Origin of the sequence: Aeromonas sp. S8(2024) (assembly GCF_041403085.1) — a bacterium.
In the GTDB taxonomy this organism is placed as follows: Bacteria; Pseudomonadota; Gammaproteobacteria; order Enterobacterales; family Aeromonadaceae; genus Aeromonas; species Aeromonas dhakensis.
In genome coordinates, this window is the sequence record NZ_JBGLRF010000002.1 from 905,422 (window position 1) to 926,379 (window position 20,958).

The 20,958-nt window shown below is 59.4% G+C and carries 14 protein-coding genes; 11 read left to right on the forward strand and 3 right to left on the reverse strand.

Annotated elements, in window-relative coordinates; translation table 11 throughout:
• Positions 1-39: 39 nt before the first annotated feature.
• Complete coding sequence (locus tag ACB031_RS08785) at positions 40-474, forward strand: hypothetical protein (RefSeq protein ID WP_005302566.1); 435 nt, start codon at positions 40-42, stop codon at positions 472-474.
• On the opposite strand, the gene ACB031_RS08790 is transcribed toward ACB031_RS08785, so the two are convergent.
• Positions 452-1,501, reverse strand: a complete 1,050-nt coding sequence (locus tag ACB031_RS08790; RefSeq protein ID WP_371139394.1) for a hypothetical protein — start codon at positions 1,499-1,501, stop codon at positions 452-454. The genes ACB031_RS08785 and ACB031_RS08790 overlap by 23 nt on opposite strands.
• Before the next feature lie 66 nt (positions 1,502-1,567).
• Between ACB031_RS08790 and soxR the strand changes: the two genes are divergently transcribed.
• The 3 genes from soxR (at position 1,568) to ACB031_RS08805 (ending at position 3,106) form a co-directional block, all read left to right on the forward strand.
• On the forward strand, positions 1,568-2,038 hold the full coding sequence (gene soxR, locus ACB031_RS08795; RefSeq protein WP_371139395.1) for a redox-sensitive transcriptional activator SoxR: 471 nt from the start codon (positions 1,568-1,570) through the stop codon (positions 2,036-2,038).
• Between the two features lie 68 nt (positions 2,039-2,106).
• Positions 2,107-2,685 (forward strand): O-methyltransferase, encoded by a 579-nt coding sequence (locus ACB031_RS08800; protein ID WP_371139396.1) that lies wholly within the window; start codon positions 2,107-2,109, stop codon positions 2,683-2,685.
• 10 nt (positions 2,686-2,695) lie between these two features.
• Entirely contained in the window at positions 2,696-3,106 is a 411-nt protein-coding gene (locus ACB031_RS08805; protein WP_017766677.1) for a nuclear transport factor 2 family protein, read from the forward strand.
• 221 nt (positions 3,107-3,327) lie between these two features.
• Here ACB031_RS08805 and ACB031_RS08810 read toward each other — a convergent pair whose 3' ends face one another.
• On the reverse strand, positions 3,328-4,743 hold the full coding sequence (locus ACB031_RS08810; RefSeq protein WP_019840289.1) for an FAD-dependent oxidoreductase: 1,416 nt from the start codon (positions 4,741-4,743) through the stop codon (positions 3,328-3,330).
• A gap of 12 nt (positions 4,744-4,755) precedes the next feature.
• Positions 4,756-9,213, reverse strand: a complete 4,458-nt coding sequence (gltB, locus tag ACB031_RS08815) for a glutamate synthase large subunit (protein ID WP_371139397.1) — start codon at positions 9,211-9,213, stop codon at positions 4,756-4,758.
• Between the two features lie 612 nt (positions 9,214-9,825).
• Between gltB and ACB031_RS08820 the strand changes: the two genes are divergently transcribed.
• From ACB031_RS08820 to ACB031_RS08850, 7 genes are all read left to right on the forward strand, one after another.
• Positions 9,826-10,761 (forward strand): TIGR01212 family radical SAM protein, encoded by a 936-nt coding sequence (locus ACB031_RS08820; protein ID WP_017785932.1) that lies wholly within the window; start codon positions 9,826-9,828, stop codon positions 10,759-10,761.
• A 404-nt stretch (positions 10,762-11,165) separates the two neighbouring features.
• Complete coding sequence (locus tag ACB031_RS08825; RefSeq protein ID WP_010633572.1) at positions 11,166-13,310, forward strand: type I secretion system permease/ATPase; 2,145 nt, start codon at positions 11,166-11,168, stop codon at positions 13,308-13,310.
• Positions 13,303-14,721 carry an HlyD family type I secretion periplasmic adaptor subunit gene (locus tag ACB031_RS08830; RefSeq protein ID WP_005302548.1) on the forward strand — a complete coding sequence of 473 codons (1,419 nt, stop codon included), beginning with the start codon at positions 13,303-13,305 and terminating at the stop codon, positions 14,719-14,721. Before ACB031_RS08825 ends, ACB031_RS08830 begins: the two co-directional genes overlap by 8 nt.
• A 35-nt stretch (positions 14,722-14,756) precedes the next feature.
• Positions 14,757-16,085 carry a TolC family outer membrane protein gene (locus ACB031_RS08835; RefSeq protein ID WP_005302546.1) on the forward strand — a complete coding sequence of 443 codons (1,329 nt, stop codon included), beginning with the start codon at positions 14,757-14,759 and terminating at the stop codon, positions 16,083-16,085.
• A gap of 158 nt (positions 16,086-16,243) precedes the next feature.
• The gene (locus ACB031_RS08840; RefSeq protein WP_017766671.1) at positions 16,244-16,966 is read left to right on the forward strand and encodes a transglutaminase-like cysteine peptidase; all 723 of its coding nucleotides are present in this window, start codon (positions 16,244-16,246) and stop codon (positions 16,964-16,966) included.
• Between the two features lie 3 nt (positions 16,967-16,969).
• Positions 16,970-18,895 carry a LapD/MoxY N-terminal periplasmic domain-containing protein gene (locus ACB031_RS08845; protein WP_371139398.1) on the forward strand — a complete coding sequence of 642 codons (1,926 nt, stop codon included), beginning with the start codon at positions 16,970-16,972 and terminating at the stop codon, positions 18,893-18,895.
• Positions 18,896-19,161: 266 nt separating this feature from the next.
• On the forward strand, positions 19,162-20,958 hold a 1,797-nt coding region (locus ACB031_RS08850), incomplete at its 3' end, for a retention module-containing protein (protein WP_371139399.1).

A 20,958-nucleotide genomic window follows, 5' to 3' on the forward strand; every position in this document is an offset into this window, starting at 1 on the left:
CCTTTTTGTCCATGTCGTTTGTCACAGGAAGGAGCGACCATGATGACACTCTTGCTCACCACCCTGGCGCTGGCCCCCCTGCAGTGCGAGCTGTCGGTCAAGGCACAAAGCCGGGTCAACGAGCCGCTGCCGCTGGTGATGACCCTGACCAACCGGGGGGAGGGGCCGCTCGAGGTACTGAGCTGGTTCACGCCGTTCGAAGGCTGGTTTGCCGATGCCATCGATCTCACCCTCGATGAACAGCCGCTGCCCTACAAGGGCCCGCTGGCCAAACGGGGCAACCCGGGCGCCGAGGATTTCTTCCTGCTGGGGGCTGGTCAGCAGAGTCAGGCCGACGCGGACCTGACCCTGGTCTACGATCTCTCCCGGCCCGGCAGCTACCGGCTGAGTTACCGTGCCCAGCCGCTGACCCTGACCCGGGGCGTGGCTCCCCGCTGCCCCGTCATTCACTTCACCCGGCTGCCCGCCTCCTAGGGGCGGCCCCATCCTGTGGAGCCCAGCCCTTAGATGGCTCCGGCCTGCTAAGGGGCGCCAGCAGACCCGTTGCACGGGCGGCCACCGCCAGATAACGCTCCGCCAGCAAAGGCCTGGCGAGCCCCTCCCGCCAGCAGCAGTGCACCAGCTTGATCACGTGATCGTCGAGGCTCTCCACCGCGCTGGCCAGCACGCTCTGCCACGCCAGCTTGCCGGTATCGGGCCAGACCGGCCTTTGCAGTGACGGCGCGCCGACCGTGACATAGGCGGCCGCCACCGCCTGCCACATCAGGGTCTGCCAGCACCCTTGCCATGACGCGGGCAAATGGCGGGCGACGATGGCGGCGGCGCGGCTGCCGGTCACCATGTGCAGCACGGTAAAGTTGCCGCTCTGCCAGTAGAGGGCGAGGGCCGCGTCGGCCAGCTGCACCAGCAGATCCGAGGATGACGGGAGCCCGCCCGGCAATCTCGCCGCCCAGGTCGGCGCATCTGTCACCTGCCGCAGTCGCTCGGTGATCCAGTCGCCCTGCCAGCGCGACCCTTCCCACTGCTGCGCCAGTACGCTCAGCAGGTCGTCGATATCCAGCACCGGTGCTCCCTGCCCGGCCGGCACCCGCAAGGGGCTGCATTGCCAGGCAGCCAGGGCGGCGGCCTGCTCTCCCAGGTGGCCATTTTCCAGCGCGCAGGCCAGGCGGATCAGCGGATGAAAGGCGCCGCCCGCCGGGGAGAGCTCCTGCTCCAACAGGTCGCCAAAGGCGAGCAGCCATCCCTCGTCGGCCAGCCGTGCTGCCAACTGCTGACGCAGCCGGACAAACTGCATCTCCTTTTCATCCCCCTGCTGTTGCTCACCCCCCGGCAGGGCATGATTGGCCTGCCAGTGGGCAAAGAAACGCTGCAGCCGTACTGGGCTGGCGCCCATCTCATGCAGGGCGTGCAGCGCCATCGGGCAGTGGTTGGTGGTGCCGCGACCATTGAGGGCAAATGCCTGGTTGGCATCGAGCAGTTGATGAAGATGATGCATAATCATTTGACTCCTTTCATGAGGGGAGACAGGATTGTGCAAGTTAAAGCTAACTTGAGGTCAAGCGTGGCGATGGAACGCAAATGGCTGGCCATCGGCCAGATAGCCAATCGCTCCGGCGTCAAGGCCAGCGCCCTGCGCTTTTACGAGCAGAAGGGGCTGATCCGCAGCGTGCGCAGCGACGGGGGGCAGCGGCTCTATCCGCAGGATGTGCTGCGTCGCATCGCCTTCATCCGGGTGGCGCAGAGCATGGGACTGAGCCTTGGCGAGATAGGCGAGGCCCTGGCCGGCTTGCCCGAGGGGCGCACCCCGGATCGCAGCGACTGGATCGGGATTGCCGGCCAGTGGCAGGGGCTGCTCGATCGGCGCATCGCGGCCCTGCAGCAGCTCAAGGAGAAGCTCGGTGCCTGTGTCGGCTGTGGCTGCCTCTCCCTCGAGCACTGCGCACTTTACAATCCGGATGATCAGGCCGCCGCCCTTGGCAGCGGCCCTCGCTACCTGCTGGGGGATACGCCCCCGGATGACGAACAGGCAGTCACATGATGAACATCGGGGTCGGCCCAGCCATGCCATGCACCGGGCCGACTCGTTTACACCGTCAAGGAGGAGACATGGCACTGGAACAACTGAAACGGGAGCTGGAGCTGTTTGGCGAGCGGCACGACGGCGCACAACACTCCCGTGGCAGCAAGATGCTCAACATTACCCGCGACACCGGCGAACTGCTGGCGGTGCTGGTCCAGACGAGAGGGGCGCAGGCGGTGCTGGAGATAGGCACCTCCAACGGCTACTCCACCCTCTGGCTGGCTGAAGCGGCGAAACGGCTGGGGGGCCGGGTCACCACCATAGAGCTGGACGAGGGCAAACGGGCCATGGCGGCCGCCAACTTTGAGCGCGCCGGGCTCGACGCCTGGATTGAGCAGCTGGCAGGGGACGCAGGCACCCTGCTGCCCACCCTGCCGAAGGCCGCTTATCAGCTTATCTTCCTCGACTCCGATCGCCGCCATTACCAGGCCTGGTGGCCCGAGATCCAGCGCCTGCTGGCCCCCCGCGGCCTGCTGGTGGTGGACAATGCCGTCTCCCATCGGGAGGAGCTGGGCGAGTGGATGGCAGAGGTGGAGCAGGATCCGGCCTTCGCGACCTCGCTGGTGCCGGTGGGCAAGGGGGAGTGGCTGGTGGTGCGTCTGTAGGAGGGCTGGCATGGAAAACAAGACCATGGAACCAAGAGCGGTGGTGGAGGCCTACTGGCAGGCCATGCAGAGCAATGATTTTGCCAAGGCAGCCCGCTGGCTGTGTGAAGACTTCATCTGCGACTGGCCCCAGTCGGGGGAACGGATCGAGGGGCGCAGCAACTTCGTCGAGATCAACCGGCGCTATCCGGCGGCCGGGCCCTGGAACTTCGACGTCGTCCGCCTGCTGGAGCAGGGGCGGGAAGTGGTGACCGAAGTGCTGATCACCGACGGTGAAGTGGAGGCACGCGCCATCACCTTTCACACGGTGCGCGGCAATGCCATCTGGCACCAGACCGAGTTCTGGCCCGATCTCTACGAGGCGCCGCACTGGCGTCGTCACTGGGTCACCACCATACCGCGGGAGCCGCAACCCGCCTGATCCCCTCCGCTGGCGCGCTACCGCCAGCGGAGTCGTTCATGATGTGCCGTGACCATCCCGCCGCCTGCCTCATGTCCCCTTTTTCATGATCTCCAGGCGCCTCCCCGACATGACCTGGCTAGGGTGTTCCCGGTATTGCATCGCGGTTTGCGACAAACATAAAACAACAGCCCCGCATAAGCGGGGCTGTTTGTTAGTTGGTACAGGTCAGGGATGGCGGGTTATACGGCCAGATAGTCCATGATCCCTTCGGCGGCCTTGCGACCCTCGTAGATGGCGGTCACCACCAGATCCGAGCCGCGCACCGCGTCGCCACCGGCAAACACCTTGGGGTTGCTGGTCTGGAAGGCGTACTCGGCCTGCTCCGGCGCCTTGATGCGATCCCGGCCGTCGAGCTCGATGCCGTACTCCGCCATCCAGGGCTGGGGGTTGGGCTGGAAGCCGAACGCCATCACCACTGCATCGGCAGCCAGCACCTGCTCGGAACCTTCGATCACGACAGGATTGCGGCGGCCGTTGGCATCGGGGGCGCCAAGCTCTGTGCTCACCACCTTGATGCCGCAGGTACGGCCATGGGCGTCCAGCTCCACGCCGATGGGCTGGAGGTTGAACATAAATTCCACCCCCTCCTCCTGGGCGTTCTTCACCTCCCGCTTGGAGCCGGGCATGTTCTCGGCGTCGCGGCGGTAGGCGCAGATCACCCGATCGGCCCCTTGACGGATGGCGGTGCGCACGCAGTCCATGGCGGTGTCACCACCGCCCAGCACCACCACCTGCTTGCCGGCGAAGTCGATGTAATCGGCTTGCGCCTTCTCGAAGCCCAGCAAGCGGTTCGCGTTGGAGATGAGGTAGGGCAGGGCGTCGTAAACCCCCGGCGCCTCTTCGTTGGCAAAGCCGCCCTTCATATATTTGTAGGTGCCGACCCCGAGGAAAACCGCATCGAACTCGCCAAGCAGGTCGGCGAAGGTGACGTCACGGCCCACTTCGGTCTCGAGGCGAAACTCCACCCCCATCCCCTCGAAGATCTCGCGCCGGCGCTGCATCACTTCCTTTTCCAGCTTGAAGGAGGGGATGCCGAAGGTGAGCAGGCCGCCTATCTCCGGATACTTGTCGAACACCACCGGGGTCACGCCATTGCGTGCCAGCACGTCGGCACAGGCGAGGCCCGCGGGACCGGCGCCGATGACGGCGACCCGTTTGCCGGTCTTCACCACCTTGGAGAGATCAGGGCGCCAGCCCATCTCGAACGCCTTGTCGGTGATGTATTTTTCGATGTTGCCGATGGTCACTGCGCCGAAGCGATCGTTGAGGGTGCAGGCACCCTCGCACAGACGATCCTGCGGGCAGACGCGGCCGCACACCTCCGGCAGGCTGTTGGTCTGGTGGGAGAGTTCCACCGCCTCCAGGATGCGCCCCTCGTTGGCCAGTTTCAGCCAGTTGGGGATGTAGTTGTGCACCGGGCACTTCCACTCGCAATAGGGGTTGCCGCAGTCGAGGCAGCGATCCGCCTGCATGCCGACCTGGGCCTGGTTGAAGGACTCGTAGATCTCCACAAACTGGATCTTGCGGATCTTGAGCGGCTTCTTGGGCGGGTCGACCCGCTGGACGTCGATAAACTGGAATACGTTCTGGCTCATAGGGTTCCCTCCTTATTGCGCCTGGATTCTGAGTTCTGCACTGGAACGGCTGGTGTGGCCCAACAGGGACTTGACGTCGCTGGACTTGGGTTTGATCAGCCTGAACTTGGGCACATAGGAGTCGAAATTGGCCAGGATCTCCTCGGCGCGCGAGCTGCCGGTTTCGTTGAGGTGCGCCGTGATGATGCCGCGCAGGTGCTCCTGGTGGATGGCAAGATCCGCCACATCCAGCAGTTCAACCAGCTCGGGGTTGGTGCGCTTGGCGAAGCTGCCGCACTCGTCGAGCACATAGGCAAAGCCGCCGGTCATGCCCGCCGCGAAGTTGACGCCGGTCTCGCCGAGCACGGTGACGATGCCGCCTGTCATGTATTCACAGCCGTTGTCGCCAATCCCCTCGACTACCGCGAGGGCCCCTGAGTTGCGCACCGCGAAGCGCTCGCCGGCGGTGCCTGCGGCATAGAGCTTGCCGCCGGTGGCGCCGTAGAGGCAGGTGTTGCCGATGATGGCCGCCTCGTGGGATTTGAACGCCACGCCGACGTGGGGTTTGATCACCAGCTTGCCGCCGGTCATCCCCTTGCCCACGTAGTCGTTGGCATCCCCGGTGAGGATCATCTCAAGGCCACCCGCGTTCCAGACGCCGAAGCTTTGGCCGGCGGTACCGTTGAAGTGTACCTTGACCGGATCGGCCGCCATCCCCTGGTTGCCGTGGCGCTTGACAATCTCGCCGGAGAGGCGCGCCCCCACCGAGCGGTCAGTGTTGCGGATGTCGTAGCGGAACTCGCCGCCACTCATGTTTTCCACGGCCTCCAGCAGGTCTTCCACCATCTTGAGGTTGAGCGGCCCCTTGTCGAAGGTGGGGTTGTGCTGCTGGCTGAACAGGCTGGAGCCTTCCGGTGCTACCGGACGGGCCAGCACGCCGGACAAGTCCAGCTTGGCCTGACGGGCGGTGAGGCCGGGCAGGGCCTCCAGCAAGTCGGTGCGACCGATGAGGTCGGTGAGCTGGGTGACACCAAGCTGGGCCATCAGCTCGCGAGTCTCCTCGGCGATGAACTTGAAGTAATTCATCACCATCTCCGGCAGACCGGTGAAGTGCTCGCGGCGCAGCTTCTCATCCTGGGTGGCGACGCCGGTGGCGCAGTTGTTCAGGTGACAGATGCGCAGGTATTTGCAGCCGAGCGCCACCATGGGGCCGGTGCCGAAGCCGAAGCTCTCGGCGCCGAGGATGGCCGCCTTGATGATGTCCAGACCCGTCTTGAGGCCACCGTCCACCTGCAGGCGCACCTTGTGGCGCAGGCCGTTGGCGACCAGGGCCTGCTGGGTTTCGGCCAGCCCCAACTCCCAGGGGGAGCCGGCGTACTTGACCGAGGTGAGGGGGCTCGCACCTGTGCCGCCGTCGTAGCCGGAGACGGTGATGAAGTCCGCATAGGCCTTAGCCACGCCGCAGGCGATGGTGCCAACACCGGGCTCGGAGACCAGTTTCACCGACACCAGGCAGTTCGGGTTGATCTGCTTGATGTCGAAGATGAGCTGGGCCAGATCCTCGATGGAGTAGATGTCGTGGTGGGGCGGCGGCGAGATCAGGGTCACGCCGGGCACCGAGTAACGCAGCTTGGCGATCTGGGCCGTCACCTTGTCACCGGGCAGCTGGCCCCCTTCGCCGGGCTTGGCGCCCTGGGCCACTTTGATCTGCACCACATCGGCGTTCATCAGGTAGTGGGGGGTGACGCCAAAGCGCCCCGAGGCCACCTGCTTGATGCGCGAATTCTTCTCGGTACCGAAGCGCTTGGGATCTTCACCGCCTTCGCCTGAGTTGCTCTGACCGCCGAGGCGGTTCATGGCCACCGCCAGCGCCTCGTGGGCCTCCGGGCCCAGCGCGCCGATGGACATGGCGGCGGAGTCGAAGCGGGGGAACAGCTTGGCCGCAGGCTCCACCTGTTCCAGCGCCACCGGGTTGTCGACCTTCTTGAGGGTGAGCAGATCTCGCAGGGTAGCGATCGGCCGCTCGTTTACCAGACGGGCGTACTCCTTGTAATCGGCATAGTTGCCGGAGCGCACCGCCACTTGCAGGGTCTGCACCACGTCCGGGTTGTAGGTGTGGTACTCGCCGCCGTGGACGAATTTGAGCAAGCCGCCCTGAGTGAGGGCTTTGCGGGCTAGCCAGGCCTGACGGGCCAGATTGAACTGATCCTGCTGGATGTCGACAAAATCGGCACCCTGGATGCGGCTCGATACGCCGCGAAAACACATCTCGACCACGGCTTTGGAGAGGCCCACCGCTTCGAACAACTGGGAGCAACGGTAGCTGGCCACCGTGCTGATGCCCATCTTGGACATCACCTTGTAGAGGCCCTTGTTGATGCCGTTGCGGTAGTTGAGCATGGCCTGGCGCAGGCTCATCTTGAGCACGCCCTCTTCTACCTGCTTGGCGAGGGTCTCGTAGGCGAGGTAGGGGTAGATGGCGGTGGCGCCAAAGCCCAGCAACACCGAGAAGTGGTGCGGGTCGCGCACGCTGGCGGTCTCCACCAGGATGTTGGCGTCGCAGCGCAGGTTGTTGTCCACCAGGGTACGCTGTACCGCCCCCACCGCCATGGCGGCCGGGATGGACAGGGTGTCGGCAGTGACGTCCCGATCCGAGAGCACCAGCAGCACGGTACCAGCCTTGGCGGCCGCCTTGGCCTCTTCACAGACGCGCAGAATGGCCGCTTCCAGCCCCTCTTCGGGTCTGAAGTTGAGGCTGATCACCTGATGGCGATAGTGCTCCCCTTCCAGGGCCAACAGCTGGTGGAAGTCGGAGTAGAGCAGGATAGGCGACTGGAACAACACCCGGTGGGCGTGGCCGAAGGTCTCGTTGAACACGTTCTGCTCGCGGCCGATACAGGTGGCCAGCGACATCACGTGGTTCTCCCGCAGCGGATCGATGGGCGGGTTAGTCACTTGGGCGAACATCTGGCGGAAGTAGTCGTACAGGGTGCGCTGGCTGGAGGAGAGCACCGCCATCGGGGTGTCATCCCCCATGGAGCCCACCGCTTCCTGGCCGTTTTCACCCAGTACCCGGATGATCTGATCCAGCTCCTCATAGGAGTAGCCGAACAGCTTCTGATAGGTTTTCAGCTGATCGTCGGAGAACTCGCGGGCACCGGTGCTGGCGTCATCCATCTGTTCGAACGGCACCAGTCGCTTGCAGTGCTTGTCCATCCACTGCTTGTAGGTGTGGCGGCTCTTGAGGTCGTCGTCGATCTCGAAGCTGGTCCAGATCTTGCCGTTGCTGGTATCCACCACGAACAGCTCGCCTGGGCCGACCCGGCCCTTCTCCAGCACCTCGTCCGGGGTGTAGTCCCAGGTGCCCACTTCGGAGGCCAGCGTGATGAACTTGTCCTTGGTGATGACGTAGCGGGCCGGGCGCAGGCCGTTTCTGTCGAGCGCGCAGGTGGCGTAGCGACCGTCGGTCATGACGATGCCGGCCGGGCCATCCCAGGGTTCCATGTGCATGGAGTTGAAGTCGTAGAAGGCGCGCAGGTCGTCATCCATGTTCGGGTGCTTCTGCCACGCAGGCGGGATCAACAGGCGCATGGCACGGAACAGGTCCATGCCGCCGGCCAGGAAGAGATCCAGCATGTTGTCGAGGCTGGAGGAGTCCGACCCCGTGGTGTTGACGAAGGGGGCTGCTTCCTGCAGATCCGGAATGAGCGGGGTGGCGAACTTGTAGCTGCGCGCTTTGGCCCATTGGCGGTTGCCGGCGATGGTGTTGATCTCGCCGTTGTGGGCCAGATAGCGGAACGGCTGCGCCAGCGGCCAGCGCGGGCTGGTGTTGGTGGAGAAGCGCTGGTGGAACACGCAGATGGCCGCCTGCATGCGGATGTCGGCGAGATCCAGATAGAAGCGCGGCAGGTCCACCGGCATGCACAGCCCTTTATAGACGGTGACCAGATTGGAGAGGCTGACCACATAGAAGTAGTCATCGCTGATGCGCTTCTCGATGCGGCGGCGCACGATGTAGAGGCGGCGCTCGAGATCCTTGTCGACCCAGCCGGGAGGGGCGTTGACAAAGACCTGTTCGATGCTGGGCAGGGAAGCCTTGGCGATGGAGCCGAGTACATTGGTATCGATGGGCACCTTGCGCCAGCCGACCAGACTCAGGGTCTCCTTTTCCAGCTCCTCGTCGATGATGTCGCGCGTGGCCTGGGCCAGGATGGGATCGGGGTTGAGGAACAGCATGCCGACCGCGTAGTTGCGGCCCAGGTGCCATCCCTTCTCTTCGGCGACCGCTCTAAAGAAGCTGTCGGGTTTTTGCAGCAACAGACCGCAGCCGTCGCCGGTCTTGCCATCGGCGGAGATACCGCCGCGGTGCTGCATGCGAGCCAATGCTGACATCGCGAGACGGACAAGCTTGTGGCTGGCTTCACCTTCCATGTGGGCCAACAGGCCGAAGCCACAGTTATCCCTCTCCAGCTTTGGATCATATAGTGACATTGCATTTCTCCCTTGCTCGGCCTTGCATCGCGCTGTCATCAACAGACTGCATAAATTGCGATTGGCTCTTGTGGTTCCGTCCGCCTGAGGTGGCGAATCTCCAAACTAATGGGATTTTTCGGCAAGGTCAATTGGACATCCCGGCTGTTTTCATTATTACAATGTCATAACAAAATCTCGATGCGCGAGGATAAATGGGGTAGTAATTGGCTATTGCTCTGGTGTTTTTTATTTTTGCGAGATTAAATCCTGATGTGTCGGGTTTTGTTGGTTGACTCGGTGGGTGTGGGTGTTTGTAGTAAATTTACCAATTCACTGCCGGAGTGGCTGGTTGAGATCACATTACTGATGTGAATGACTTGCATTTGCCAAATCCCCGTCTAAAGAAAAATTTTCATTATTCAACAGAATGTTAGCTAACAATTATGCAGCCATGCTGAAGGCTGGTCAGAAGGGGGATGGGTCTCGAAAGCGTCGAGAATGTCCGGTTAACTGATATTTATCCTGTTATTGGTGAATATTTATATGTTTTCTGACTCTCGTATCCCTTGATCCAGCGCAGCGCCCCGTACGGGCAAGCTCGTACAATGACGCTCCTTTACTGGAGGTGTCATGCAGTTACACGAACTCGTCAATACATTCGGCCAGGATCTCAAGCAGCGCCATGGCCAGAAGATCCACAAGCTCTCCATTCACGGCGCCTTCACCTGCCCCAATCGTGATGGCACTCTGGGGCGTGGTGGCTGCACCTTCTGCAATGTCTCCTCCTTTGCCGACGAATCGGCCCAGCAGCTCTCCGTGGTGCAGCAACTGCTGGCTCGTCGGGACGAAGTGACCCGCGCCAAGCGCTATCTCGCCTATTTTCAGGCCTATACCAGCACCTATGCCGAAGTGGAGTACCTGCAGCGCATGTATGAAGAGGCGTTGTCGGTGAGCGACATGGTGGGCTTGTGTGTGGGGACGCGCCCAGATTGCGTGCCGGATGCGGTGCTGGACCTGCTGGCTGGTTATCAGGCCCGGGGTTACGAGGTGTGGCTGGAACTGGGGCTGCAGAGTGCCAACGACAAGACGCTGCAGCGCATCAACCGGGGCCACGGCTACGCCGCCTATGTGGATGCGGTGACCCGGGCCCATCAGCGGGGCATCAAGGTGTGTGCGCACCTTATCGTCGGCTTGCCAGGTGAAGTGCCCATGGACAGCCTGGATACCCTGCACCGTATCGTGGATACCGGCGTGGAGGGGATCAAGCTTCACCCGCTGCATGTGGTGGAGGGCAGCACCCTCGGCAAGGCCTGGCAGGCGGGGAGGCTCGATGTCTTGAGTCTGGAGCAGTATGTCGAGGCGGCAGTCGCCATGATCCAGCACACCCCCCCCGAAGTGGTCTATCACCGCATCTCGGCTTCAGCGCGCCGGCCAACCCTGCTGGCTCCTGCCTGGTGCGAGAACCGCTGGACAGCGATGGCCGATATTGCTAGTGCGCTGGCCCGCACCGGTCCTCAGGGGCAGGCGTTGGGGCGCCCGTTTTCCCTTGTGAGCAATATTGATTAGGTCGTCAGATTTCATTAAAAAAACAGTGGGTTATTAGATGAAATTCAGTCTTTGCGGTATAGTTTCGGTAAAATTGTCTTGATATAGTACTTGGCTTGAAAAAGATATCATTATCAATAAGCTTGTATTATTTCCAATTTGGACGGGATATATCGGGCATGGCGCCACCCTGTGTCGCGATCAACAGCCTGACCTGCCGTCCCCGCTTTGGGCATAATGCCGTTCAGGTCTGTCGATGACATCCAGTGTCATGTACCTGTGCTTTTAGTGTGTATCAGGCTGTAGCTCCTTTTTTGGGGAGCGCTGTTCTTTATGTCACGGGCATGTCTACGCCAACGATGCCCGTGAGGCTTGAATATCGGTATGGCGAGACAGCCGGCCCAATCATGCAGTGACAGGATGCTATGCAAGCAGAAACTAACCGTATTGACGAGTTGTTGGAGTGCCTGGTCTTTCTGACCCGCTTTTATGGGGTACCCAACAGCAAGGACGCTCTCACCACCGGCCTGCCACTGGTGTCCGGTCTGCTGACACCCAATCTGTTCGGCCGTGCCGCCGAGCGGGGTGGCTTGTCCGCCCGGGAAGTCATCCAGTCTCTCGACGAGATCTCCCCCCTGTTGCTGCCCTGCGTGCTGCAGATGCGCAACGGCGGCGCCTGCATCCTGCTGGAGTGGAACGAAGACAGAACCCAGGGCAAGGTGATCTTTCCTCAGGCGGGGGATGCGGCCCAGTGGCTGAGTGCATCTCAACTGGGTGATGAGTATCTGGGGCGGCTGTTTTTTGTCAAAAAGCAGTTCAAGTTCGATGAGCGTTCACCCAAGGTGCTGGAGACCCGCGATGGTCACTGGTTCTGGAGCACCCTGCTCGAATCCCGCGGCATCTATCGGGATGTGCTGGTCGCCTCCATCCTCATCAACCTGTTTGCCGTCGCAAGCCCTCTGTTCACCATGAACGTCTACGACAAGATAGTGCCCAACCTGGCGTTTGATTCGCTCTGGGTGCTGGCGGTCGGCGCCATGGTGGTATTCACTTTTGACTTCGTGATGCGCCAGCTACGCAGCTACTTTATCGATATCGCCGGCAAAAAGTCCGATGTGCTGCTGTCTGCCAAGATCTTTGCCAAGGTGATGGGCATGCGGATGGAATCGCGTCCTGCGTCGACCGGCGCCTTTGCCAAGCATCTGCAGGAGTTTGAATCGGTGCGGGAGTTTTTCACTTCCGCGACGGTATCTACCCTCATCGATCTGCCCTTTGCCATCTTCTTCCTGTTCATCATCTGGATCTTTGCCGGCGTCATGGTGGTGGTGCCCATCGTGGCCATGGTGATCCTCATCATTTACAGCTTCTATATCCAGGCGCCGCTCAAGCAGTCCATTGAAGAGGGCTCACGGCTGGCTTCCCAGAAGAACGCCAACCTGATCGAGAGCATCTCGGGCCTCGAAACCGTGAAAATCTTTGGTGCCGAGAGCATGTTTCAGCACCGCTGGGAGCAGGCTGTGTCCCACATTTCGACCTGGGGCGTACAGACCCGTCGCATTACCAACTCCATGTCATCGCTGGCCAGCTACATCCAGCAGGTGGTGACGGTGGCACTGGTGATTGTCGGGGTTTACCAGATCTCGGAAGGACTGGTCACCATGGGGGGCATGATTGCCGCCGTCATGCTGTCGAGCCGCGCCATCGCGCCCATGGTACAGCTGTCGGTTCTCTCGACCCGCTACAACCAGGCAAAGTCTGCATTGGAGATCCTGGAGAAGATCATGATCACGCCGGGCGAGCAGGAGGAGGGCAAGCAGTACATCCACCATCCCGTGATCTCCGGTCGGATCGAGTTTGACAAGGTATCGTTCAAGTATCCCGGGATGGAAACCAGCACCCTGCACAATATCAACCTGCGCATCGAGCCGGGTGAGAAGGTGGCCATCATTGGCCGGATCGGGGCGGGCAAGACGACGCTCGAGAAGATTTTGATGGGCCTCTATCGGCCTACCGACGGCTCGGTACGGCTCGATGGTTTTGAACTCGATCAGCTGCCGGCCTCGGTGATCCGACGCAACATCGGCTGTGTGCCGCAGGATGTGACCCTGTTTTTTGGCTCGGTGCGCGACAACATCATGCTGGGCAATCCGCTGGTGGATGATGTGCGAGTCATGCGGGCTGCCAAGCGGGCCGGGGTGACCAACTTCACCAACCGGGATCCCAATGGGCTGGATAGACAGATAGGGGAAGGGGGGCGTCAGCTCTCCGGTGGCCAGCGTCAGGCCATCTTGCTGGCCCGGGCCTTGCTCAATGATCCCCCCATACTGGTGATGGACGAACCGACCTCCAACATGGATAACCAGTCGGAGATGCAGGTCAAGCATGAGCTGGCCAGGCTTGGGCCGGAAACGACCCTGATCGTCATCACCCACAAAACCACCATGCTCGACGTAGCCTCACGGGTCATCGTGATCGAGCAGGGCCAGGTGGTGGCCGATGGCCCGAAGGAAATGGTGTTGCAACAGCTGAAAGAGGGCAAGGTACGCGTACAGGAGGCCTCCAATGGCTAAGTTTGGCCTGTTCAAGAAGGCGCCTTCCGATACTGTGTTGCCGGCCCCGGAACACCTTGAGTTTGTGGATGACGGGGCGGCCGCCGTCCTGCTGAGTACCCCGACGCGGGCACGTGCCCTGCTGTGGGCCTGCTTCCTGTTTTTCATGAGTGCCATCATCTGGGCGGCCTGGGCCGAGCTTGATGAGGTGACCGTCGGCCAGGGCAAGGTGATCCCGTCACGTCAGCTGCAGGTGATCCAGAACCTGGAGGGGGGGATCGTCAAGGAGATCTTCGTGAAGGAAGGGGACATCGTCGAGAAAGGGCAGCCACTGCTGCGCATCGATGATACCCGTTTCCGTTCCGACTTTCGGGAGCGCGAGCAGGAGCTGGTGACCCTCAAGGGGGACATCGCCAGATTGCGGGCGGAGATCCAGAGCGTGGTGGTCAAGACCGGCCCCAATCTGGGTTGGCGTGAACAGGTGGTGGTCGAAAAGCAGCCCATCGTTTTTCCGGACGGTTATGAGAACGTGTTTGCCGAATATGCGACACGGGAAAAATCGGTACAGAATGAGCGCCTCAACAACCTGAGCAACCAGCTCTATATTCTGGGTCAGCAGATCGAGCAGAAAGAGCAGGAGACCATAGAGCTCAATGCCAAGATAAGGACGGTGGCACGCAGTGTGGATCTGGCGCGCCAGGAGCTCAATATCAGCCGTCCCCTGGCCAAAGAGGGGATCGTGCCCCAGGTTGAGTTGATCAAGCTGGAACGCCAGGTCAACGAGATGCAGGGGGAGCTTGAGAGCAACCGGCTGCTGATCCCCAAGCTTGACTCCGTGTTGCGGGAAACCATTTCCAAGCGCAACGATATTGCGTTGAAGTTTCGGGCCGATTCGCAAACCGAACTCAACGAGCGGCAGGGCAAACTGAGCCAGTTGTCCGAGGGGCAGGTGGGATTGCGTGACCGGGTGGATCGCACCAGCGTCATCGCTCCGCTCAAAGGCACTATCAAGAAACTCAAGATCAATACCCTGGGTGGCGTCGTCCAGCCCGGCATGGATCTGATGGAGATAGTACCGCTGGAAGACACCCTGCTGGTCGAAGCCAAGGTGTCGCCGAAAGATATCGCATTCCTGCGACCGGGGCTGGAAGCCGTGGTCAAGATCACTGCCTATGACTTCACCATTTATGGTGGATTGCATGGCAAGGTTGAGCAGATAAGTGCCGACTCAATTCAGGATGAAGATGGCAATTCCTTCTACCTGGTTCGGGTACGCACCGAGAAGAGTTACTTGGGCGATGAGCTTAACGCACTTCCCATCATCCCCGGTATGTTAGCCAGTACAGATATTATTACTGGTAAAAAAAGTGTCCTAGACTATTTGCTTAAGCCGATATTACGGGCAAAGCAGTCGGCACTGAGAGAACGATAAGCCAACAATCTAAAAACAACATGACTGGAGATACCATGAAGAAGACGATTGTTGCCATGTTAGTAAGTGGCGCCGTGCTGTTCCCGGGCCTAAGCCAGGCACAAACACTGGAGGAGTCAGTGGCACAGTCATTGGCTACCCATCCCAAAATCAAGGAAGCTTTTGATCTCTATCAGGCGCGACTGTATCAGCATGACGGGGCCAAAGGTGGTTACTACCCCACCATCGATCTGCGTGGCGGTGTCGGCTACGAGAAGACTGACAGCCCGACCACCCGTGCGGCCGGCGCAAACTCGACCACCATCGATGACTCCATGACCCGTAAAGAGGCCGGCATCAGTCTGCGCCAGATGTTGTTCGACGGCTTCAACGTCAGCAGCAACGTGGCTCGTACCGATGCCGAAGCCAATGCCCAGCGCCTGGCCATGATCTCCGAGGCGGAGAACACGGCACTGCGGGTGGCCGAGGTCTACCTCAACATGTTGCGCCAGCAGGAGATCCTGGAGCTGTCCAAGCAGAACCTGGAAACCCACGAGCAGATCCGCAGCGACATCAGCAAACGTACCGATTCGGGGCTGGGTTCGACCGCTGACCAGACCCAGATCGATGGCCGGGTAGCCAGAGCCTACGCCAACCAGGCTGCCGCCGAGAACAACTATCGCGATGCCGAAAGTGAGTTCATCCGGGTGGTCAACGAGATGCCAAAAGATTTGGTACAGCCGGTTCCGGATGCTCAGCTCATTCCTAGCAGCCTGGATGCTGCACTGAAGACGGCAACCGAAGTTCACCCGACGCTGCTCTCCTCCCTGCAGGATATCGAAGCCGCCAAGTACCAGCATGAGGGTTCCAAATCCGGTTTTTATCCCAACGTCACCTTTGAAGTGGATCAAAACTGGAATGAGGATATCGATGCCGTCAAGGGGCGTAACGATGACCTGACCGCCATGGTACGGATGCGCTACAACTTGTTCCGCGGTGGTTCCGATCTGGCCCAGAGCAAGGCCACTTCCGCACTCTATTCCCAGGCCAAGGATATTCACATGAATGCCTTCCGTCAGGTAGAGGAAGGAACCCGCCTGGCCTGGAACGCAAAAGAGTCTTTGGCTAAACAGAAGACCTTCCTGAAAGAACACGTGGATGCAAGCTATGACACTGTGCAGGCGTACAAGAAGCAGTTTGGTCTCGGCCAACGTACCTTGTTGGACGTATTGAACACCGAAAACGAACTGTTTGAAGCACGCCGCAGCTACATTACAGCCGAGTATGACTCCCTGCTGGCGGATTATCGGATCCTCAATGCCACTGGCAGCCTGCTCAACGCATTCAATGTGAAGCAGCCGGCCGATTGGCAAGCCAAACAGTAATGGAGTGCGCATCAGGTTTGATGCGAGTGAAAGGGATGGTTGCAGCCGGGCTGCCGCCATCCCTTGTCTCTGACGGCCATCTCTGGCCAATGCAGTGAGTACCATTGGATCTGTCGAAGATGCATGTGACCGGATGGGATAGAGCAAGCAGTATCGGCATGGCGTCAACCTCCGGTTTGACCCAGTTGCTGCGCGCTCGCTGGTTACGCTGGTCACTTTGGCTGCTGCTGATATCTCTGCCGCTACTGCTCTCCGCCAGCCAGCCTCTTACCCCTGAAGATCTCAAACTGGTACAACGGGCTCAGGAGACCTACGGCGTCAGAGCCGGCAAACGGGTCACCACCTGGCGCACGCTGGTAATGCAAAATCGGGCTGCCGGCCTGACCGACCGTCAGAAACTGGAGAAGGTTAACCAGTTTTTCAACCAGATGCGGTTTATCGACGACATCAAGTTGTGGCGAAAAAAAGACTACTGGGCAACCCCGCTGGAGTTTTTGGGAGCGGCTGGTGGCGATTGTGAAGACTTCAGTATTTCAAAATACTTTACCCTGCTGGAGCTGGGTGTTCCGGATGAGAAGATGCGGATGGTCTATGTCAAGGCATTGGATTACAACCAGTTTCATATGGTCGTCGCTTACTATGAAACACCGTCTGCGGTGCCCGTCATTTTGGATAATTTGATAGGGTCGATCCGGCCTGCCAGTCAACGTAGGGATCTGGTGCCGATATACAGCTTTAACGGTAGTCACTTGTGGTTGATGAAGGCGCGTGGTCAAGGGGAACTGGCTGGACAGTCCTCACGCCTGGGATTATGGAATGATTTACGCAATCGCATGACGTCGGGGCGATTGGCTCAGCCTGTGTTGAATTTGGATGATTAACCTATGACGCTCTACAGACAATTATTGGCAACCATGTTGATCCTGTTCGGGTTGTTGTTTGCAGCTACCTATTGGGTGCAATTCAACTCGACTCGTACCTATCTGGCCCAACAGCAGGAAACCACCGTCATCAATACAGCCACGTCTCTGGGGCTGGCACTGACCCCTTATTTGGAAAATGGTGACAAGGTGGGGGCGGAGTCCGTCATTCAGGCGATATTTGACGGGGGATATTATCGTCTGGTCCGTCTGGACTTGCTGGCTTCCAAAGATATCATCGAGCAGGAAAATACCAATAACATTCAAGGTGTTCCCCAATGGTTCATCAATCTTGGGTTGTTTCCCGAGGTATCCAATGAGTCGATCCTGACGTCGGGCTGGCTGCAACTGGGTAAATTGAAGGTCGTTGGTCATCCCGGCCAGGCCTATTACGAGTTGTGGCGCGGAATGAGTGAGCTTGCCAGCTGGTTCCTGATAGGTTTTCTGATCACCACCATCTTGCTCATGCGGGCACTCAACTACCTGCTCAAGCCGCTCAAGCAGATTTGTGAGCAGGCCGTCGAGATAGAGCTGCATCACTTTGGTCATGCCATTCCCGAACCCAAGACCCATGAATTGAAACAGGTGGTTCAGGCCATCAACACCCTCTCCAGCAAGTTGGCCGTGCAATTCAAAGAGCAGGCCGACGAGGCTGAAAAACTGCGGGAGCGGGTCTACGTCGACGCCGTCTCCGGCTTGGGCAACCGGGCTTATTTCGTGGGTCAGGTCAACGCCTGGATTGCAGAGGCTGGTCAAGGGGGGGTCATGCTGGTTGCCGTCGACATGCTGGACGAGCTGTACCGCGAAGAGGGATTTGCTGCGCGTGACAACATGGTCAAATCGATAGCCCAGGCTTTGAAAGAACAATTGAAAGGGTGGGATGGCTCTGCTGTGGCGCGGATCTCGGCAACGGAATATGCCCTGTTGTGCCCGACAGATGACCTTTCCCAATTGAAGGATTTGGCTGAAGTGATCAACAGTCGCATCGCCGATCTGGTGGTAAATCCCATGGGTGAGGGGGGCGCCTTGTCCGTCATTGGTATTGCTGGCCGAGATGGCAATGATGATTTGTCGGCACTGCTGACCAAGGCTGACAATGCGCTGGGCCGGGCCCGCAATGAACGTCGTGGTGCCGTGGTCATGGAAGGGGGCACAGATCAGGGGTTGATGGGACGCCTGGCCTGGCGTGATCTGGTTCAGGATGCGATTGCACGGCATTTGTGGCGTTTCAAGGCGCAGCCAGCCTGCCGGTTTGATAATGGTCTGCGTATGCATGCAGAACTGTTTGCCTCCATCTCTCGCGATGGTACCGATTATTTCGCAGGCCAGTTCCTGCCTGCCATCGAGCAGTTCAAGCTGGGTGGTGAGTTTGACCAGGCAATACTGGATGCGTCAGTTCCATTACTGCAGCAGCAACCTGATCTGGTCCTGGCGGTCAATATTACGGCTGGCTCGCTGTGCTCAGATGAATTCCGTACTTGGCTGACCGGTTATCTGAGCGACAATGCCGGATTGAAAGAGCGCTTGCTGTTCGAGATCCCTGAAGCCGCCATCATGAAGCACAAGGAGCATGTGACCGCTCTGGTTAATGTTCTGCAAGAGCATGACTTTCAGTGGGGGGTGGATCACTATGGACGCCACTTCCAGTCACTGGGGTATCTGGAGGAGCTTGCACCTTCCTATGTCAAGGTTGACCACGGTTATACCAGCCAGGTCATGGAGCCTGGGGCTGATACTTCCTTCCTGGCTGCGGTATGTCGTGCCGCCCACAATGCCGGCGTTACAACCATTGCGACCAGAGTGGAAGATCAACACCAGGTTGAGTTGCTCTCAAAGCTTCATATCGATGGTTACCAGGGCTTTGTACACCCGGCATTTCCGTTGCCGTGAGCATGACCAAGTATTTCAGGGGCCCACAAGGGCCCCTTTTTTATTCGAAAAATTAATAAGCATGCTTATTCTCAGTTTCATTAGACTAGATGGCTTCATTTGGTATCGCGCAACTGATTGATTTGACGATATAAAAAAGAACATTCGATTTCGTACATTTCCCCTCCCCAGTTTTGACACGAATCCCATACATTTTTGCAACGGATGCAAGAAGCACGGACATCTATGGTGTAGACATCGAGATCCGTCACGTTGGAGCAATGGACATGCGTACCCAAATCATCGACAAAACCGTTGTGGTTTCTGCAGTTGAAGGCAATGTGCAAATCGTGCTGGCTGATGGAAGCAGCCGCCCTCTGCAAAAAGGAGAGATCCTGCAACCCGGGGCAAAGCTCAACATTGCAGATGATGCCAAATTGTTATTGGCGCCCTACGATGATTCACCGGCGGCTGCCACACCGGATGCTCCTGCCCATGATGCGCCTGCTACCGGCCAGCCACCGGCTCCGGATGCCGGAAATGCGGCCTCTCCTGATATAGCCGCCTTGCAAAAGTCGATTCTGCAAGGGGTTGACCCGACGCAAAACTTTGAAGCGTCAGCTGCGGGTGGTGCTCCGGCTGCAGGTGGTGGTGGTGGGATCGGTGGGGTTGCTGGAGCCAGCGGTAACGGTGGTTTTGTAACCATCGACAGGATTGGCGATGCCACTATCGCCGCCGCCGGGTTTGACACTACCTACCAAGCTGAGCCGGTGGTGGATACCCAGCAGATAGCGGAGCCCTTGCTGGTCAATGAGCTGACGGATCAGGGAGAGCAACTGACCGTTGCTGAAGACGGATCTCTGAGTGGTAATCTGCTGGATAACACGGTGAATACCGATGGGCCGCAGGCTGCGTCAGTACTGATCTTCACCTGGGGGGACAATGCCAATATAGCTGCCGGTACCAGCGTGACCATCGATGGGGTAGGCACACTCATCGTCAATACGGATGGCAGCTTCACATTCACACCGGCCCCCAACTACGATGGCGCCGTTCCACCAGTGATATATACCGTGACTGATGGCACCGACACGGTGCAATCCACCTTGGAGTTGACGATCACCCCCATCAATGACCTCGCCGATGAGGGAGAGAGTGTGGTGGTGACGGAAGATGTAGCCGTATCGGGCAATCTGCTTGCCAACACCATCGACAATGATGGTCCGCAGGCGGCTTCCGTGTCTGGATTTAGCTGGGGTGGGGTTGCCAATGCCACCTTGGGTACACCTGTCAGCCTGGCAGGGATCGGTACTCTGCTGATCAATGCGGATGGTAGCTATCAGTTCACGCCGGCTCCCAATTATGATGGTCCCGTTCCCGCCGTCAGCTACACCGTCACCGATGGTGTAGATACCGTCCAATCCACTTTGACCATCACTATCACGCCGGTTGATGAACCGGTCGAACTGGCTGGTTTGCAGGTGGAAGGAGGAGAGCTGACGCTCAATGAAGCCTCTTTGGCAGATGGCAGTAATCCCAATGCAGCAGCCTTGACTCAGAGCGGTATTTTTACCTTCAGTGCGGCCGATGGTGTCCAGAGCCTGACCCTGGGTGGTGTTGCACTGATCACCAATGGACAAACCATCACTTCGTTCCCGCAAACCATCGCCAGCCCGTTGGGCAATCAATTGACTGTTACTGGCATCAATTACAACCCTGCAACTGGAACGGGGAGCGTGAGTTACAGCTATACGCTGAACGACAGCGAGACACACACTCAACCAGCTAACGATGCATCACTGGTAGAGAGTTTCAATGTTGTGCTGGTCGATCCGGATGGTGACACGGCCAATGGCAGTCTGGATGTCGTCATTCTGGATGATGTTCCCAGTGTCACCCTGACCTCCAATACTGAAGGGCTGGGCACGGTATCCGTCGACGAGAGCCTGGTCAGCCTGGGCGGGGTGGGCGGTGACGGGGTGGCCAGTGCCAGCCTGAGCGCGGCCGACGTGCAGGCCCAGTTCAACCCGGCCTTCGGGGCCGACGGGGCGGGCAGCATCGGCTACAGCCTGGCGCTGAGCGGC

Bases quoted from the DNA above. Each gene is read 5' to 3' on its own strand.
- ACB031_RS08785 (WP_005302566.1), top strand. From the start codon at position 40: ATGATGACACTCTTGCTCACCACCCTGGCGCTGGCCCCCCTGCAGTGC.
- ACB031_RS08790 (WP_371139394.1), bottom strand. From the start codon at position 1,501: ATGATTATGCATCATCTTCATCAACTGCTCGATGCCAACCAGGCATTT.
- soxR (WP_371139395.1), top strand. From the start codon at position 1,568: ATGGAACGCAAATGGCTGGCCATCGGCCAGATAGCCAATCGCTCCGGC.
- ACB031_RS08800 (WP_371139396.1), top strand. From the start codon at position 2,107: ATGGCACTGGAACAACTGAAACGGGAGCTGGAGCTGTTTGGCGAGCGG.
- ACB031_RS08805 (WP_017766677.1), top strand. From the start codon at position 2,696: ATGGAAAACAAGACCATGGAACCAAGAGCGGTGGTGGAGGCCTACTGG.
- ACB031_RS08810 (WP_019840289.1), bottom strand. From the start codon at position 4,743: ATGAGCCAGAACGTATTCCAGTTTATCGACGTCCAGCGGGTCGACCCG.
- gltB (WP_371139397.1), bottom strand. From the start codon at position 9,213: ATGTCACTATATGATCCAAAGCTGGAGAGGGATAACTGTGGCTTCGGC.
- ACB031_RS08820 (WP_017785932.1), top strand. From the start codon at position 9,826: ATGCAGTTACACGAACTCGTCAATACATTCGGCCAGGATCTCAAGCAG.
- ACB031_RS08825 (WP_010633572.1), top strand. From the start codon at position 11,166: ATGCAAGCAGAAACTAACCGTATTGACGAGTTGTTGGAGTGCCTGGTC.
- ACB031_RS08830 (WP_005302548.1), top strand. From the start codon at position 13,303: ATGGCTAAGTTTGGCCTGTTCAAGAAGGCGCCTTCCGATACTGTGTTG.
- ACB031_RS08835 (WP_005302546.1), top strand. From the start codon at position 14,757: ATGAAGAAGACGATTGTTGCCATGTTAGTAAGTGGCGCCGTGCTGTTC.
- ACB031_RS08840 (WP_017766671.1), top strand. From the start codon at position 16,244: ATGGCGTCAACCTCCGGTTTGACCCAGTTGCTGCGCGCTCGCTGGTTA.
- ACB031_RS08845 (WP_371139398.1), top strand. From the start codon at position 16,970: ATGACGCTCTACAGACAATTATTGGCAACCATGTTGATCCTGTTCGGG.